11 protein-coding genes, 1 tRNA gene, 1 other RNA gene and 2 pseudogenes are annotated in these 16,643 nt (G+C 69.4%); 6 read left to right on the top strand and 9 right to left on the bottom strand.

Translation table 11 applies throughout. The features are described from left to right. Positions 1 to 2: 2 nt before the first annotated feature. Positions 3 to 1,217, bottom strand: coding sequence for an acetyl-CoA C-acetyltransferase (locus GO592_RS28650; protein ID WP_007298424.1), 1,215 nt, complete (start codon positions 1,215 to 1,217; stop codon positions 3 to 5). A gap of 235 nt (positions 1,218 to 1,452) precedes the next feature. On the opposite strand from GO592_RS28650, the gene GO592_RS28655 reads away from it, so the two are divergent. Continuing rightward, positions 1,453 to 3,102, top strand: coding sequence for an amidase (locus tag GO592_RS28655; RefSeq protein WP_007298423.1), 1,650 nt, complete (start codon positions 1,453 to 1,455; stop codon positions 3,100 to 3,102). Positions 3,103 to 3,112: 10 nt separating this feature from the next. On the opposite strand, the gene GO592_RS28660 is transcribed toward GO592_RS28655, so the two are convergent. From GO592_RS28660 to GO592_RS28675, 4 genes are all read right to left on the bottom strand, one after another. Further along, positions 3,113 to 3,787 (bottom strand): response regulator, encoded by a 675-nt coding sequence (locus GO592_RS28660; RefSeq protein WP_007298422.1) that lies wholly within the window; start codon positions 3,785 to 3,787, stop codon positions 3,113 to 3,115. Then, a complete protein-coding gene (locus tag GO592_RS28665; RefSeq protein WP_039951813.1) occupies positions 3,784 to 5,727 on the bottom strand; it encodes a sensor histidine kinase in 1,944 nt (647 codons plus the stop codon). The genes GO592_RS28660 and GO592_RS28665 overlap by 4 nt, the downstream gene beginning before the upstream one ends. Positions 5,728 to 5,771: 44 nt before the next feature. Further along, positions 5,772 to 6,470, bottom strand: coding sequence for a hypothetical protein (locus tag GO592_RS28670; protein ID WP_237720479.1), 699 nt, complete (start codon positions 6,468 to 6,470; stop codon positions 5,772 to 5,774). Between the two features lie 85 nt (positions 6,471 to 6,555). Next, positions 6,556 to 8,796, bottom strand: a complete 2,241-nt coding sequence (locus GO592_RS28675; RefSeq protein ID WP_007298419.1) for a DNA polymerase III subunit gamma and tau — start codon at positions 8,794 to 8,796, stop codon at positions 6,556 to 6,558. Positions 8,797 to 9,006: 210 nt separating this feature from the next. On the opposite strand from GO592_RS28675, the gene GO592_RS28680 reads away from it, so the two are divergent. Beyond that, positions 9,007 to 10,353 carry an ammonium transporter gene (locus tag GO592_RS28680; protein ID WP_007298418.1) on the top strand — a complete coding sequence of 449 codons (1,347 nt, stop codon included), beginning with the start codon at positions 9,007 to 9,009 and terminating at the stop codon, positions 10,351 to 10,353. 6 nt (positions 10,354 to 10,359) lie between these two features. On the opposite strand, the gene GO592_RS28685 is transcribed toward GO592_RS28680, so the two are convergent. Then, on the bottom strand, positions 10,360 to 10,953 hold the full coding sequence (locus GO592_RS28685; protein ID WP_007298417.1) for an HhH-GPD-type base excision DNA repair protein: 594 nt from the start codon (positions 10,951 to 10,953) through the stop codon (positions 10,360 to 10,362). Between the two features lie 86 nt (positions 10,954 to 11,039). Beyond that, positions 11,040 to 12,253, bottom strand: a pseudogene (fes, locus tag GO592_RS46615) (enterochelin esterase). Between the two features lie 73 nt (positions 12,254 to 12,326). Here fes and fepB point away from each other — a divergent pair. After that, positions 12,327 to 13,351 (top strand): annotated as a pseudogene (fepB, locus tag GO592_RS46620) (Fe2+-enterobactin ABC transporter substrate-binding protein). Between the two features lie 86 nt (positions 13,352 to 13,437). Beyond that, complete coding sequence (locus GO592_RS28700) at positions 13,438 to 14,274, top strand: DUF1206 domain-containing protein (protein WP_007298415.1); 837 nt, start codon at positions 13,438 to 13,440, stop codon at positions 14,272 to 14,274. A 51-nt stretch (positions 14,275 to 14,325) separates the two neighbouring features. On the opposite strand, the gene GO592_RS28705 is transcribed toward GO592_RS28700, so the two are convergent. Then, on the bottom strand, positions 14,326 to 15,624 hold the full coding sequence (locus tag GO592_RS28705; protein WP_007298414.1) for an aminotransferase class I/II-fold pyridoxal phosphate-dependent enzyme: 1,299 nt from the start codon (positions 15,622 to 15,624) through the stop codon (positions 14,326 to 14,328). 43 nt (positions 15,625 to 15,667) lie between these two features. Next, an RNA gene (gene ffs / locus GO592_RS28710) (signal recognition particle sRNA small type) lies at positions 15,668 to 15,762 on the bottom strand. 125 nt (positions 15,763 to 15,887) lie between these two features. Between ffs and GO592_RS28715 the strand changes: the two genes are divergently transcribed. Both GO592_RS28715 and GO592_RS28720 read left to right on the top strand, forming a co-directional pair. Further along, entirely contained in the window at positions 15,888 to 16,382 is a 495-nt protein-coding gene (locus tag GO592_RS28715) for a DUF3558 family protein (RefSeq protein ID WP_039951754.1), read from the top strand. Between the two features lie 59 nt (positions 16,383 to 16,441). Continuing rightward, positions 16,442 to 16,529, top strand: a tRNA-Ser gene (locus GO592_RS28720). The last annotated feature ends 114 nt before the right edge of the window (positions 16,530 to 16,643 follow it).

A 16,643-nucleotide genomic window follows, 5' to 3' on the forward strand; every position in this document is an offset into this window, starting at 1 on the left:
GGTCAGACGCGCTCGATGATGGTGGCGACGCCCATACCGCCGCCGATGCACAAGGTGATGAGGGCGTACCGGGCGTTGCGGCGTTCGAGCTCGTCGATCATGGTGCCGGTGATCATGGCGCCGGTGGCTCCGAGCGGGTGACCCATCGCGATGGCACCGCCGTTGACGTTGAGCTTCTCGTCGGGGATGTTCAGGTCCTTTTGGAACTTGAGCACGACGGACGCGAATGCCTCGTTGATCTCGAACAGGTCGATGTCGTCGACGGTCAGACCGGCGGCGGCGAGCACCTTCTTCGAGGCCGGGGTCGGGCCGGTAAGCATGATCGTGGAGTCGGCACCGCTGGTGGCCGTCGCGACGACGCGGGCGCGCGGGGTCAGGCTCATGTCCTTGCCCGCCCGCTCGGATCCGACGAGGACCAGTGCGGCGCCGTCGACGATGCCGGAGCTGTTGCCGCCGTGGTGGACGTGGTTGATCTTCTCGACCCAGTGGTACTTCTGCAGCGACACGGCATCGAAGCCGCCCATCTCGCCGACGCCGGCGAACGACGGGTTGAGGCCCGCGAGGTTCTCGAGTGTGGTGCCGGGACGCATGTGCTCGTCCTGATCGAGGACGGTGAGGCCGTTGATGTCCTTGACCGGGACGACGGACTTGGCGAAGTAACCGCCCGTCCACGCCTTCGCGGCGAGGTCCTGCGAGCGGACGGCGTACGCGTCGACGTCCTCGCGGGAGAAGCCCTCGATGGTGGCGATCAGGTCGGCGCCCACACCCTGGGGAACGAAGTAGTTGTCGTAGTTGGTGGCCGGGTCGAGCGCCCACGGTCCACCGTCGGAGCCCATCGGCACGCGGGACATCGACTCGACGCCACCGGCGATGACCAGTTCGTCCCAGCCGGAGCGCACCTTCTGCGCGGCGGTGTTGACGGCCTCGAGGCCGGATGCGCAGAACCGGTTCAGCTGGACGCCACCGACGGTGTCGGGCAGTCCGGCGTCGTTGACCGCGACGCGCGCGATGTCCATGCCCTGGTCGCCGACCGGGGTGACGACGCCGAGGATCAGGTCCGAGATGCGATCCTCGTCGAGGTCGGGGAAGCGGGCGCGGAGCTCGTCGATCAGGCCGGTGACCAGCGAGATCGGCTTGACCGAGTGCAGCGAACCGGTCTTCTTTCCGCGGCCACGCGGGGTGCGGATGGCTTCATAAATGAATGCCTCTGTGGTCACTGTGGAGTGTTCCTTCCTTATCTGCGTCGACGCCGACCGTGCACACGGCGCTCTGCACGGGGCATACCCCGGCACGTCCACCTTAGAACGTGTTGCAAAACGGAAGGAAGGACCGAAGCGATCCTGGATCGTGACCCAGGCGATCACGATCGGCCGGTCTCCACCCTGCCCGGCCCGACCTTTCGTGCTGTAGTGACGCGGCGCTCGACCCGATCCGAGCGGAGGAGAACACGCTGTGACCACCCGACTGTCCCGTCGGCAACTGTTCGGCGCCGCGACCGCGGGTGCGGTGACCGTTGCCGGGCTGGGGCGTGCCGCAGCGTCCGCGAACCCGGCTCTCCGACTGCCGTCTCCCGCCGCGATCACCGCGTCCGATCCGGCTCTCCTCAGTGCGGTCGAGGCCGCGTCGCTGTTGCAGTCCCGGGCGCTGCATCCGCGCGAACTGCTCGACGCGTGCCTGGCACGCAGCGCCGCGCACGACGGCGGCATCGGGGCGTGGATCCGGCTCTATCTCGAGCAGGCGTACGAGGCCGCGGAGTCGGCCGCGCATCGGCTGGCGGCAGGGTCCGCGCCGCTGGTCTGCGGATTGCCGATCGCACTGAAGGACCTGTACGCGGTGGCCGGGCTGCCCGTGACGGCGTCGAGCGGCGTCCTCGAGGGCAACATCGCCGCCCGCGATTCCGGGGTGTGGCGGCAGCTGCGCGACGCGGGCATGGTGCTTATGGGCCACGCGCACACCCACGAGTTCGCCATCGGAACGGCGACCCCGCAGGTGGGGAACCCGTGGGACGTCGAGTACTCGCCGGGTGGCTCGTCCGGTGGGAGCGCCGCCGCCCTCACCGCACGGTTCGCGCCCTGTGCGCTGGGAACCGACACCGGCGGGTCGTTGCGCATCCCTGCGAGCGCGTGCGGGATCACGTCGATCAAACCGACGTTCGGCCGGTGCAGCACCAGCGGGGTGATTCCACTGACCTGGACGCGCGATCACACCGGCCCGATGGGCCGCAGTGTCGCCGACGCGTCGCTGCTCCTGAGCCACATGGCGGGCGTCGACGTCGACGATCCCAGCACGTCGGTGGGTCCGGACGTTCCCGCGGAGGGTTACCCGCTGGCCGCCGCGGGTGGGTCACGCCCACTGTCCGGTACGCGCTTCGGGTTGCCGCGCGGTGTCGCCGACGAGCTACCCGGCCCGATCGGGGCCCTGTTCTCCGGCTTCCTCGACCTCGTCCGCGCGCTGGGCGGCGAGGTCGTCGACGTGACCGTGCCCGACGTCCCGAAGGGGCTGCTGAGCGGAGATTATGCCGAGTTCGGCTCGTATCACCGGCAGTTCGCGGACCGGCTCCCGGCGTACGGTCCGGAGTCGGCGCTCGCCGCGACCGCGGCGATGGCGAGCCTCGCCCTGCCTGTCGCGGACTACTTCGCTCTCGAACGCGCACGCCTGCGCTTCCAGCACGACTACAACCGGATGTTCGCCGAGCACCGGCTGGATGCGATTCTGCGTCCCGGCGCCCTCACCGACGGGGTGCGGCGCGACGCACTCTCCGATTCGAGCGTGTTCGCCGGTGCGCGGGAAAACTACTTCTGGGCCAACTACACGGGAGCACCGGTCGTCTGCACCCCGGTGGGCCGGTCCGCGGCCACCGGCATTCCGTTCGGGGTGCAACTGGGCGGGGTTCCGTGGTCCGAGGCGTCGCTGATCTCCATCGTCCTGGAACTGCAGGAAGCACAGCCGGTGTGGCGGGACACGCCACCGCTCGGCCCGTCGCCGCGGCGGATCCCCGAGGTGCGGGTAGCGGCCCCCGGCTCCGGACCGACCGCGACCAACACGGACGACACCGGCCCGGGCATCCGGTTCGTGCCGACGACGTCGACCGCGGCAGTGTGACCTCGCGAGTTCAGGCGTCGAGGCCGAGACCCGCGTCCCGCGCCCGGACGATCGCGGCGGGACGGTCGGGCACACCGAGTTTGGCCAGCACGTTCGACACGTGGTTGCGCACCGTCTTCGGGCTCAGCACGAGCCGCCGCGAAATGCTCGCGTTGTCGTAGCCGCGGGCAACGAGGTCGAGGACCTCACGCTCCCGGTCGGTCAGCTCGGGAAACACCGTGGGACCCACCCTGCGGGAGGCGGCCATGAAGCTCATCGCGCGCGCCGCCACCGCGGCGCCGAGGATCACCTCACCGTTGGCGACCGCCCGGACCGCCCGTTCGACCTCCCCCGGATCGGCCCCCTTCACCAGGTAGCCTCGAGCCCCGGCACGCACCGACGCGACCAGCGACTCGTCGTCCTCGTGCATGGTCACCACGAGCACCCGCAGTGCGGGGTGCCGCTCGACGAGCCGCCGGGTGGCGTCCACCCCCGAACCGTCCCCGAGTTCGAGGTCCATCAGCACCACGTCGACGTCGCCGTCGACGACGTCGAGCGCCTCCGCGACGGAGCTGGCCTGCGCGGCCACCTCCATGCCGTCCAGCGTCGACAGCAACGCGACCATCCCCAGCCGGAACACCGGGTGGTCGTCGACGACGGCGACCCGGATGGACGAGGTGGTGGAATTCGTGGTGCCTGCGCTCATGATGCGGTCAACGGTAACCGGGCCGTGACCACCGTGCCTGTCGGACGGGCGGATTCGATGTGGAGCGTGCCACCGAGTTCGTGGGCCCGCTCGCGCATCGACCGGGTCCCGACGCCGCCGCCCCCGGTCGGATCGAACCCGCACCCGTCGTCGTGGATGACGACCGTGAGCATCTCCCGCGCGAACGTGGCGTCGACCCGGCAGCCGTCGGCGCCGCTGTGCCTGCGCGCGTTGGTGACGGCCTCGACGACGATCCCGTACGCGGCGGCGCTGATCTCCGCACCCAGCCTCGGCGGCGGATCGGCCTGCACCCGCAGCCGGAATCCGCTGCGCGACTGGTTGGCTGCCAGTTCGTGCAGTGCCGGGACCAATCCGAGCTCGTCGAGCACCGGCGGGAACATGCTGCGGGACAGCTGCCGGACGCCCTCCACCTGATGGTCGAGTTGCTCCTGCAATGCGCCGATGAGTTCCGCGGCGGCAGCCGGATCCGAGCCGAGCAGGTTCCGGGCGCCTTGCAGGCCGAGTCGGATACCCGCCAGCGACGGACCCAGCCCGTCGTGCAGTTCGCGGCGAATCATCTGCCGCTCCTCCAGTCGCACGGACGCCAGCCGGCGTCGCGCCTCCTGCAGGTTCTCCGCCGACTGCAGCACCACGAGACCGGCCGTCACCACCGCCGACAGCTCGGTGAGCGACCGGCGGGTGCGCGCCCCCAGCGACTCCCCCGGCGGCGCCGTCACGACCATCGTCCCCAGCACCGCACCCCGGTGGACCAGCTCCACCGACTCGGCGTGCCCCGTCGCCGAACCCCACACCGCGGCAACCCCGCTGGTCCGCCGCACGGACACCGATTCGAGCCGCAACGCGACGCCCACGCCGGCAGCGAGACCCTCCAGGAGTTGTTCCGGGGTCTCGGCACTGCCGAATTGCCGGCCCAGGGTCCGGACGGCCCGAGCCGGATCCACGCCCTCGCCGTAGACGAGGCGGTGCACCCGCCGCTGCAGCCACAGCCGCACCGGCTGCACCGCGACGGCGACGACACCCGCCGCGACCACCTGCGCGCCCACCGAATCGCCCTCGGGCAGCAGCGCCGTCACGACCGTGGCCACCACCACGTAGAGCACCAGCAGCAGGACGGTGAGCGTGCCGGCCACCGTCGCGCGGCTGACGGCGAGATTCAGCCCCCACATGCGCTGGCGCAGGATGCACACCAGGATCGCGACCGGATAGAACGCCTGAACAGCCAAGTGCACCAACGGGTTGAGCACCCACAGTCCTGGCAGCGACGCGGGCAGGGCCAACGGAATGTACGCGGCGGTCATCAGCGCCGTGCCGAGGCACATCCATCCGAGCCCGACACGCTCGTCGGGTGGGCCGTGCCGCCACCGCCACCCGCAGTCCGCTGCCGCCGCGGAGCCGACGACGAGAACGGGCACGATCACCCACACCGCGGGGATCTCCGTGAACGTGCGGGACCAGAAGTACCAGGCCGTGGCGGCGATACCCGCGAGGACGCCGAGTTTCGCGCCGACGCCCAGCGGGTGGTCGCGGATCAGCCACGGCACTATCAGGAACAGGCTGAGCGTCCCGGGAATCCACGCCGTGTTCTGCAGCGGCGACAGCACGTCGACCCACGGCAGCCCGGGACGCACGACCGCGAGTTGCGAACAGCTGTAGCTCAGCGCAGCGAGACCCACGCCGATCGCGGTGAGCCCCATGATGATCGGCACGGGGTGCACCCGCCGCGCGAGGACGACGCCCGCCACGGTTCCGTAGACCGCCGCCCCGACGACGTCCACCAGGAAGAACAGCTGATTCGAATCGATGCCCGGATCGGCCCGGACGAACGCCACCACGGACAGGACGACCAGAATCCACGCGGATACCGCCATGACAGCAGCAGGTACGGGCGCACCGCCCGTACCTGCCGACCCCTCGGTCATTCGAGTGTCCTTCTGCTTCACCATGATGCGAACGAGTATCGCCCCTAATCGCGCACGGTGTCGGCGAAGCCGAATCCGATCGCGCTCACCAGCACCCACAGCGGTCCGGTGAACCCGGCGAGGTACTGCAGCGGCGAGACGCCGATGACGGCCGTCACCAGGCCCAGGACCAGGCTGACCCAGCCGATCCACCGTGGGCCCGCCTGTCCGCGCAGCAGTGCGACGGCCACCGCCACCGCGCTGACACCCGCGCCCGCCCACAGCCACGGGATGGTGCCCATCCAGTGGCCGCCGACCACCGCGAACTCCGGCACCAGCTGTTCGTTGTCACCGAGACCGAACACCAGCTCGGTGGTCAGGCCGGTCCCCAGCAGGCACGCCGCCGACGTCAGGACCAGACCGAACGCCGCGACCGACGGCAGGATGCTCTCGGCGGGCAATGCGGCTCGCAGCCGCTGGGACAGCCCGGCGGCGAACACGAGGATCAGCAGCGCCGCGGTCATGATCGACACGTGCATGACGAGGATCCCCGTGCGCTGTCCGGCGAGGCCGTTCATGATGGCGACCGGGTCACCGGCCGACGCCTTCGCGTAGACCGCGTCGATCGACATGCTCGCCTGGATGCCGACGATTCCGGCCACGCCGGCGAGGATCCCGACGTAGGCCCACCACCGGCCAGCTCGCGGTCGCCCGGGCGCCGGGACCTCGTTCTGCACGCCGTCTGGAACATTCACTGTGCTCATGGGACGAGAATCGGCCACCCGGCGTCCCGGGCACCAGGGGCGGATGTCCCGACGTTTCGGGACCGGCGACGACTGCCCCGTCGGGTCAGCCCTCGAGCTTCTTGGCCCCGAGCATGTCCTTGAGCAGTTCGAACGCCACGTCTTCCGGGTCGCGGCGAGTCGCGGGGTCGGCGGGTTCCGCCGCCTCCGCGAACATCTCTTCCTCGTCCTCGGGTGTGGAGACGGGCGGCGTCGTCGCCGAAGCCTCGTAGTCGATCGGCCCGGGATCGTCCGGGTAGTCGGGTGCCTCCGGCGGCGGAATGTCGTCGTCCGGCTCGGACGACGGACGTGCCTGACCCGCACCCGGACCCGAGTCGGAGCGCTGCGTGTCGGACGGCTGCTGCGGCGGACGCTGCGCAGTCTTCTCCTGGCTGGGCCGGGAGAATCGCGGTGCGCCTGCCGGCTTCGCCGGCGCTGCAGCGGCCTTCGCGACCGGTGGGGGCGGCGCCGTCGGAGCACCGGCCTGATACTCCACTTCCCAGGTGCCGCCGAACATCTCGGTGAGCACCTCGGTGATCACCTGGGCGTTGTGCGGTGACGCGATGCGAGCGCCCAGGTTGGGGACGGGGTGCGCCAGGATCAGGCGGTTGCCCTGAACGTCGTGCACCGTCGCGGCCGACAACATGGCGGGCAGGATCTTGTTCCGCTGACTCACCTTCTCGCGCAGCGAGTTCCAGGACTCTCGCAGCGCGGCAGCATCCGGACCGGCCGATGCGGCGGGCTCCGCCTCCACCTCGGGGGCGAGCGGCGGCTCCGGTTCCGGTTCGGGAGTCGGTTCCGGTGCAGGAGTCGGTTCGGGTTCCGGGACGGGAGCGGGCGCCGGCGCGGGGACCGGCTCGGGCCCGGGTGCGGGAACAGGGGCCGGTTCGGGCGCGGGCGTCGGTTCGGGGACAGGCGTCGGCTCGGGCTGCGGCTCCGGTTCGGGAACGGGTGTCGGCGCGGGTTCCGGAACCGGCCGCGGCATGGGTTCGGGTTCCGGCTCGGGCGGCGGGGGCACGGTGGCTGCCGCGGCCTGGCGCATGGACGGTCGCTGGAACTTCGGTTCCGGTTCCGGCTCGGCAGGCGGTTGCGGCGCGCGCGCAGGAGCCGCCGTGGGCCGCTCGGCCGCGTCGACGGCCGGCGCCGACCCGGCGGGCGGAAGTCCGCGTTCGACGCGTTCGAGTCGCTGCAGCACCGCGGACTCCGCATCGGACGCCGAGGGCAGCAGCATCCGGGCGCACATCACTTCGAGCAGCAGGCGGGGGGCCGTGGCGCCGCGCATCTCACCGAGGCCCGCGTGCATCACCTCGGCAAGGCGGGTGAGCGTGGCGGGACCGATTCGCTGGACCTGAGCGCGCATGTGCTCGAGCACGTCGCCGGGCGCGTCGACCAGGCCACGTTCGGCGGCGTCGGGCACCGCCTGCATCAGGATGAGGTCGCGCAGGCGCTCGAGCAGGTCGACGGCGAACCGGCGCGGATCGTGGCCTGCGTCCATGACGCGGTCGACCGTTCCGAACAGCGCTGCACCATCACCGGTGGCGAGCGCGTCCACGGCGTCGTCGATGAGCGCGACGTCGGTGACGCCGAGCAGCGCGAGCGCGCGCGGGTAGGTGACGCCCTCGTCGCCGGCTCCGGCGAGCAGCTGATCGAGGATGCTCAGCGAGTCACGCGGCGAACCGCCACCCGCGCGGATGACCAGCGGATACACCGGGTCGGCGACCGGCACACTCTCCTGGTGGCAGATCTTCTCCAGCAACCCGCGCATCGTCGCCGGCGCGAGCAACCGGAACGGGTAGTGATGGGTGCGCGAACGGATGGTCGGCAGCACCTTCTCGGGTTCGGTGGTGGCGAAGATGAAGATGAGGTGCTCCGGCGGCTCCTCGACGATCTTGAGGAGCGCGTTGAAACCGGCCGTGGTGACCATGTGGGCCTCGTCAACGATGAACACCCGGTACCGCGACTCGGCGGGCGCGTAGAACGCGCGGTCACGCAGCTCACGGGTGTCGTCGACGCCACCGTGGCTGGCCGCGTCGAGTTCGGTGACGTCGAGGTTGCCCGATCCGCCGGGGCCGAGCGCCACGCACGAGGGGCACTGGCCGCACGGCGTCGAGGTCGGACCCTCGACGCAGTTCAGCGATCGGGCCAGGATGCGGGCAGACGACGTCTTGCCACAGCCGCGGGGACCGGAGAACAGATACGCGTGGTTGATCCGTCCGGCGTCGAGAGCGGTGCTCAGTGGTTCGGTGACGTGCTCCTGCCCCACCACCTCGGCGAAGGATGCGGGTCGGTACTTCCGGTACAGGGCCACGCGGAAAGACTACCGGCGGTCCCCGACAGTCCGGGCCGGGTGGTCGAAGCGCCCGCTCAGCACCCGCTCGGGGCGCTACTCACAAGCAAAAGTCCGAACCTGACCGCATTGTGTAACACGTTCGCAACGCAGCGGCAGCACAGTCGAAACCGCTCGCGGTCATCGTGACTTTCCGCGCCGGGTTTCGTCCCGGTGTGTGAGGAGAATGTCGTGCCTGCAATCGACGCCGGAGCAACCGCCTGGCTTCTGATCAGTACCGCGCTGGTCCTTCTGATGACGCCGGGCCTCGCCCTGTTCTACGGCGGGATGGTCCGTTCCACCGGCGTACTGAACATGATCATGATGAGCTTCGTGTCGATCGCCCTGGTCACGGTCGTGTGGCTGGTGGCCGGATACTCCCTCATCTTCGGCGACGACATCGGCGGTGGACTGATCGGCGGGCTGGAGCACCTGGGGATGGTGGGCATCGACCCGACCACCGTCCACGGGCAGGTCCCCGAGATCCTGTTCGCCACGTTCCAGCTGACGTTCGCGATCATCACCGCCGCGCTGATCAGCGGCGCGATCGCCGACCGGGCCAAGTTCTCGGCCTGGATGATCTTCGTGCCCGTCTGGGCCCTCGTCGTCTACGCACCCGTCGCGCACTGGGTGTGGAACCCTCAGGGCTGGATCGCGCAGTTCGGCGCCCTCGACTACGCGGGCGGACTGGTCGTCGAGATCGTGTCCGGCGCGTCGGGCCTGGCGCTGGCGCTGGTCCTGGGCCCGCGCCTCGGATTCCGGTCCGAGTCGATGCGCCCCCACAACCTTCCGCTGGTGCTGCTGGGCGTCGGCCTGCTCTGGTTCGGCTGGTTCGGTTTCAACGCCGGCTCGGCGCTCGCCGCCGACGGCACGGCCGCCGCGATCTTCCTCAACACCCTCGTCGCCGGGTGCACGGGCCTGCTCGGCTGGCTCCTCGTCGAGCAGAAGCGGGACGGCCACCCCACCACGTTCGGTGCGGCGTCCGGCGTCGTCGCCGGTCTGGTCGCGATCACCCCGTCCTGCGGCACCGTCAGCATGGTCGGGGCGCTGGCCGTCGGCGCCGTCGCCGGTGTGGTCTGCTCGTTCGCCGTCGGCTGGAAGTTCCGCCTCGGGTACGACGACTCGCTCGACGTCGTGGGTGTCCACCTGATGGGTGGCATCGTCGGCACCCTCCTGATCGGACTGCTGGCCACCGAGGTCATGACCGACGGACCGGAAGGCCTTTTCTACGGGGGCGGGTTCGCGCAACTCGGCAAGCAATTGCTGGCCGTGGTGGTCGTCGCCCTGTACGCGTTCGGCGTGACGTACGCGCTGGGCAAACTGATCGACCGAATCTTCGGGTTCCGGGTGAGCGCGGAGGACGAGTCGTCCGGCATCGACCTCGCGTTGCACGCCGAATCGGCGTACGAACACGGTGTGCTCGGGCACGGTCCGGGCGGCGGCGGTCAGGGCAACAGCGTCTTCCCGTGGATGCACGAGGCCGAACGCCGGCGGCACCTGGACGCCGAGCGAAAGCAGAAGCCGTCCGATCCCGAGTAGCGGCGGCTACTTCTTCTTCGCTGCCGCAGCCTTCTTCGCCTCGGCCTTCGCGGCCTTCTTGAAGTCGCGGACCTCGTGGAGGCTCTTGTCGTCCACGACGTCCGCGATCGACCGCCGGGCTCCCTCGGTGCCGTAGTCGCCTGCGGCCTCCCGCCAGCCCTTCGGCTCCACACCGATCTGCTTGCCGAGCAGTGCCAGGAAGATGCGCGCCTTCTGATCGCCGTAACCCGGCAGCGCCTTCAGCCGTTTCAGGACCTCTTTGCCGTCGGGATCGCCGCTGGTCCACAACGCCTCGACGCTGCCGTCGTAGTTCTCGACGAGGAACGCGCACAGCGACTGGATGCGGGTGGCCATCGATCCGGGAAACCGGTGGACCGCCGGAGTCTGTGAGCAGACGGCCGCGAACTCTTCCGGATCCATCTCCGCGATGCGGTGCACCTCGAGGCCGCCGATCCGGTCGTCCAGCTTCTTCGGACCCGCGAACGCCGTCTCCATCGGAACCTGCTGATCGAGCAACATCCCGATGAGCAACGCCAGCGGATCACTCGCCAGAAGTGCGTCGGCGTCCGGATCCCCTACCAGATTCAGCGTGCGTGCCATGCTCTGATCCTGCCATCCCACGATCGGGCGGGTGCGCCCTTCACCTCGACGCGCGGTTTATTCACAGAGTTATCCACATCACTGCATTACCGGTCGGTACGCTCCAGCATCGAGGCCACGCCGGCGATCAGACCGTCGCCCCAGTGCAGGACGTCGTGGCCCCCGCAGAACTCGCGGTATCGCACGTCGTGGCCGGTGCCGGCCAAGAGGTCGCGCACCTCGCGGTTGGGTTCGACGAGCATCCATTCGAGTGTCCCGACCTCCACGCTGAACCGGCTGTTCGACGGGGCCACGCCGCGGACGCGGTGCTGGAACGGAACTCCCGGCCACGAGCCGGGCCACCAGAACGATCCGGACAGGCTGACGGCCCACCCGAACACCTGCGGGGCCGTCAGCGCGAGGTGGCACGCTGTCAGTCCGCCCAGGCTGCAGCCGGCCAAGATTGTCGACGCGGGATCGTCGGTGGCACTCCATTCCCGCCGCAGCCACGGAAGCAGTTCACCGGCGAGACCGGATGCAAACGCGGCACTGCAGCCCAGTTCCTCGGATCGCAGTTCGGGTCCGACACTGTCGACCATCACGACGAGCGGAACCCGGTGCCCCGTACGTCCGAGCGCGTCGACGGCGCCCCCGATCGGCGGATCGACCGCCCACGTCCGGCCGTCCAGCATCACCACGACGGGGCGGTGAGTCCGGGCGGTTCGTAGACCCACACCGACCGTCGCGTGCCCGACAGCGTGAACGTCGTCTCGTGGAGCGCGCCGCGGCCGGGCCGGTCCGTCCACCAGAGCTGGGCGGGTGCCGCCGGCATCACCGCCTCGGAGCTGTCGCCGGTGTGCACCACCTGCGTCGGCAGTGGGTTGAACGGGTCGGACTGCGCGTCTGCGAGCAGGCTCCGCCACCACTGCCAGCCCGGGGTGTCGCCGGGAACCGTCAACGATTCCGCGCGGGGGATGAAACGGTAAGCACCGCGCCACGTCTCGGGGACCTCGATCGACAGGGACCAGAGGTCGGTGCCGGGTAGCCGCGACAGCGCGGCCCGTTCCAGGCGGGAGCGGTCGGTGATTCCGTTGGCGTCGAGGTAGACGTGCCGCGTGCGCGACGTGTGCTCGTCGCCGTCCGGATCCCGCCAGCAGAACGTCGCGATCACACAGCCGGGGTCTGCCCCGTCCGGTTCGATCAGGGGACTGCCCGCGGCGGCGAGACGGTCCCAGAACGCGGGGACGCCGTCACGCGTCAGATCGTCGATAGACCGTACGCGTACGACGCGACGCTCGGGTCCCGGCACTCGTTGCAGCATCCACTTCCCCGTTTGAATGTAGGTAAAGCTAGCCTAAATCAGTTTGCTTACCCGTGCGAAAGAAGGTCTTACCGTGAAACTTCGTCGCTCACTGGCAGCCGTCGCTGTCCTCGCCGTGGGGATCGGCGCTGCCGCGTGCTCGTCCGATCCCGATCCCGATTCCGATTCCGACGCCGCGACCACCGGCACCACCGCCGCGTCCGACCAGAGCTGGCCCGCGCACCGTCACCGATGAGACCGGCAGCATCACGCTCGAACAGCAGCCCGAGCGGATCGTGTCCACCAGCGTCACCCTCACCGGCTCACTGCTCGCCCTCGACGCTCCCCTGATCGGCACCGGCGCGCAGAGAGCCAGCGACGTGACCGACGAGAACGGTCTGTTCACGCAGTGGGCGGCCATCGCCGCCGAGCGCGGCGTCGACACGCTGTACCGGGGAGAACCCAACGTCGAGATGATCACTGACCGCCGATCCGGACCTCATCTTCGTGTCCGCCACCGGCGGCGACTCGGCGCTCGATCAGGTGGACACGTTGAGGCAGATCGCGCCCGTCGTGGTGCTGCGATACGACGACAAGTCGTGGCAGGACCTCAGCGGACAGATCGCCGCGGCCATCGGGACCGAGGCACAGGCCGACGCCCTCGTCGCGAAGTTCGACCAGCAGCTCGACGACGCCAAGTCGGCGCTGGGCGGCAAGGTCGCTGCGGCGAACCCGGTGAATGTGCTCGCGTACAACTCGCCGGAGGAGTCGCGGATCTTCACCGCCGAATCGGCGCAGGGCATCCTGCTGGAACGCCTCGGGTTCTCGCTTGCCGAGCTGCCGTCCGACCTCACCGCCGCCGACAAGGGCATCATGGCCGGCCGCAAGGACGTCGTGCCGGCCGGGCAGGAGAACCTGCCGCGAGCGGTGCCCGGCAACACCACGTTCATCGTGATCGGTGAAGCAGCGGACGCCGACAGGTTCCTCGCCGATCCGACGCTGCGGGAGACGCCGTCCGTGGAGAAGAAGCAGGTGATCGGGCTCGGGAAGGACAGCTTCCGCCTCGACTGCTACAGCGCGTCCAACCTGATCGACCGGGTCACGAACACAGTGCGATAACGCTCATCCCGTGTCGGCGCGGCCCATATCGGGTACCTCTACGTCACAGGGACTCCGGTCCGTTCGCACAACCCGAAGGACACCCGATGGCCCAGAACGAAACGAATCGAGCCAACGGGATGAGCCGCGCCGTCGACAGGGCAACCGACAGCAACACTTTCGAACGGGTCGCGCGCGCCGGCCACGTGATGAGCGGTTTCGTCCACCTGCTGATCGCGTACATCATCATTCAGCTGGCGTTCGGCACCGGCGGCAACGCCGATCAGTCCGGGGCCCTCGGCGCCCTGGCCGCCAAACCCGGTGGCCGGTTCGTGCTGTGGGTGGCGATGGTCGCGTTCATCGCGATGGCGCTGTGGCGGCTCGCCGAGACCGTCCTCGGCCCCCACGTCACCGAGAAATCCGGGGGCGACGGCGACGACACGTCCCTGCTGGACCGCGCGAAGGCGTTCGGCCTCGCCGTCGTCTACTTCGCGTTCGCCTTCTCGGCATACCAGTTCGCGAGCGGCGGCGGGAAATCGAGCGGTCAGCAGAACGCCGGAATGAGTGCACGCCTCATGGAGTCCGGGGGAGGCAAGATTCTTCTCGTGGTGGTGGGTCTCGTCGCCATCGCGATCGGCGGCTACCACATCTACAAGGGGGCGTCGAAGAACTTCCTGGACGACCTGAAGGGCACCCCGTCGAAGCTCGTCGAGCCCCTCGGAGTGGTCGGCTACGTGGCCAAGGGCCTCGTCATCGCGGGCGCGGGCGTGCTGGTGATCGTGGCGGTCGTCAACGCCGACCCGTCCAAGGCCACCGGCCTCGACGGCGCGGTGAAGACCCTGGGCTCGGCGCCGTTCGGGCAGTTCCTCCTGGTCCTCGCCGGACTGGGCATCGCCGCGTACGGGCTGTACAGCTTCGTGATGGCGCGCTACGCCAGGATGTAGAGACACGTCCGGCCGCTCACCTGGGAAGGGTGAGCGGCCGGACGTCGTCTGCTAGGACTTCGGCAGGTCCAGACGCGATTCGGTGGCCGCGAGCAGCACGCACGTCGCGACACCGTTCATCGACTTGTCCAGGTCCTCCATCGAGGGGAAGCTCGGCGCGAGCCGGATGTTCTTGTCCTCGGGGTCGACGCCGTACGGGAACGCCGATCCGGCGGCGGTGAGCGCGATCCCCGCGTCCTTCGCCAGAGCGATGACGCGCTTCGCGGTGCCCTCGACGACGTCCAGGCTGATGAAGTATCCGCCCTTCGGCTCCGTCCACGACGCCACCTTCGACGCCCCGAGACGATCCTCGAGGATCTTCAGGACGAGCGCGAACTTCGGCGCCAGGATCTCGCGGTGCTTCTCCATGTGGGCGCGCACGCCCTCGGCGTCACCGAAGAACCGAAGGTGCCGCAACTGGTTCAGCTTGTCGGGACCGATGCTCTTCTTGCCGAGGTACTTCTGGTACCAGGCCAGGTTCGCGGTCGAGGAACCGAAGAAGCTGACGCCCGCACCGGCGAACGTGATCTTCGACGTCGACGCGAACACGAGCGGCCGGTTGGGGTTACCCGCCTCCGCGGCCATCCCGAGGATGTCCAGCGACGGCGCCGTCTCGCCGACGAGCGGGTGGACGGCGTAGGCGTTGTCCCAGAACAGCCGGAAGTCGGGGGCGGCGGTCGGCATCGACGCCAGCGTCCGCGTGACCTCTTCCGAGTACACCGCGCCCGTCGGGTTGGAGTAGTTGGGGACGGCCCACAGACCCTTGATCTGCGGATCGTTCGCCACCAGCTCGGAGATGACGCCGACGTCGGGGCCGTCCGGGCGCATCGGCACCGAGATCATCTCGATGCCGTAGGTCTCGGTGATCCCGAAGTGGCGGTCGTAACCGGGTGCCGGGCACAGGAACTTGACCTTCTCCTCCTGCGACCACGGGCGCGGGGAGTCGGGGGTGCCGTGCAGCAGGGCGAACACGACGTTGTCATGCATGATCTCGAGGCTGGCGTTGTTGCCGGCGAGCAGGTTCTCGACGGGGATGCCGAGCAGTTCACCGAAGATGGCGCGCAGCTCCGGCAGTCCGGTGAGCCCGCCGTAGTTGCGGGTGTCGGTGCCGTTGCCGTCGCGGAAGTCGCCGTCACCGGGCAGTGTCAGCAGCGCCGCCGACAGATCCAGCTGCTCGGGCGAGGGCTTGCCGCGAGTGAGGTCGAGCGTGAGCTTCTCCGTCTTCAGCTGCGCGTAACTCGCAGTCTGGCGCTCGTGCTCCGAAAGTAGTTCCTCATGGCTCATCAACCCGATCTGGGTCTGGTTGGTCATCAGGAGCGGCCTCTCACCGACGTCGTGGGTCGGGTATGCGAAAGATAGGGGACCCCGCGCACCCGGCAGAGCCCGTTGACCCTTGCTGCCTTCCGGCCCTGGGGGAGTTCACAGGATGCGCGCCGCGCGGGATCCACCACAGAGTGTAGACGGCCCCGAGCCGTGGTCGGGATCCACCCCGGCCCGCGCCCGACGCGCCACCTCTGACCACGGCCAGTGTTACCGTCGCCCCCGCATTCGGCCACCGTCGGCAAAGGATCGGGATGAAACTCAGAAGGACAGCACACGCGGTGACACTCGCCGCCGTCGTGGCAGCACTGTCGGCATGCGGCGGAGGCAGCGACGACGCAGCCACGTCGGACGCGGTGAGCTGGGACGCGGCCGAGCCGTGCACGCTCGCGGACGATGCGACGCTCGCACCGCTTCTCACGGCAGGCGCCGGCGAGGGCACCGCCACCGACAGTCCCGAACGTCGCGCCTGCACGTGGGGTAAGCCCGAGGCGCTGAACACCGTGACGATCACCACGACGAGCGCGCCGGAACCGGTCGACCCGCTGCGCACGATCGACGTCGGCGGACTCGAGGGGCGCGCGCTCGCCGAGAGCAAATACCAGTGCATCCTCGAGATCACGACCGATGCGGGCACCCTGTCGATCGAGACCAAATTCGGTCTCGACGCCACCGCTAACCCGGACACGTCCTGCGACCGGTCCGTCCCCCTCGCCGAGCACGCCCTCACCCAGCTGAAGTGGGCCTAGAACGGGCGGCTACCTGGCCGTTTAACGGTGAGCCGCCGTCGTTGGGTATGCTCCTCCACGGAGGATTCGCCTAGTGGCCTATGGCGCTCGCCTGGAACGCGGGTTGGGTTAACGCCCTCAGGGGTTCAAATCCCCTATCCTCCGCCACAGGAACCCCTGTGAACTGCTGAGAAGCGGTTCGCAGGGGTTTCTTTTTTCTGTCTCCGAGCGACGACCGACCGGCTGTCGGATCCGAAAGTCCTGGCCACAGCAGGCGCAACC

It is taken from the genome of Rhodococcus sp. 21391, from assembly GCF_016772255.1.
Lineage (GTDB): Bacteria > Actinomycetota > Actinomycetes > Mycobacteriales > Mycobacteriaceae > Rhodococcus_F > Rhodococcus_F opacus.